This window comes from Streptomyces sp. NH27, assembly GCF_056859195.1.
Genome location: NZ_JACEGK010001109.1, coordinates 1 through 408, shown reverse-complemented (window position 1 = coordinate 408; position 408 = coordinate 1). Strand labels below are relative to the sequence as shown.

The following is a 408-nucleotide window of genomic DNA, read 5'->3' as shown; positions in this document are numbered from 1 at the left end:
CAACGCCCTGCGCCACAACCACCCCGGCGGCCACCTCCGCGTCCGTACCCGCGCCTCCCCCGACCACCGCGCCCACCTCGAAGTCGCCAACTCCGGCACGGACGTGCCCCCGCACGACATCGACCGCCTCTTCGAGCCCTTCCAGCGCCTGGGCACTCCCCGCACCCGTACCCCTTCGGGTCATGACGACGCCCACCACGGTCACGGCCTGGGCCTGGCCATCGTCCGCGCCGCCACCACGGCCCACGCCGCCGCCCTCACCGTCACCCCTCACCCCGCCGGCGGCCTCACCCTCCGCATCGACTTCCCACCCGGGGACCCGGCCGACACGGCCACACCGGCGAGCCCGCACTGACCAGCAGCCGCGGGCAGTTCGGGATCGGGATCGGGATCGGGATCGGGCTCAGG

General features: G+C 75.0%; 1 protein-coding gene. It reads left to right on the top strand.

Going from position 1 to position 408, the window contains the following annotated elements:
* On the top strand, nucleotides 1-355 hold a 355-nt coding region (locus tag AC13HU_RS38270), incomplete at its 5' end, for an ATP-binding protein (RefSeq protein ID WP_483046595.1).
* Between the last annotated feature and the right edge of the window lie 53 nt (nucleotides 356-408).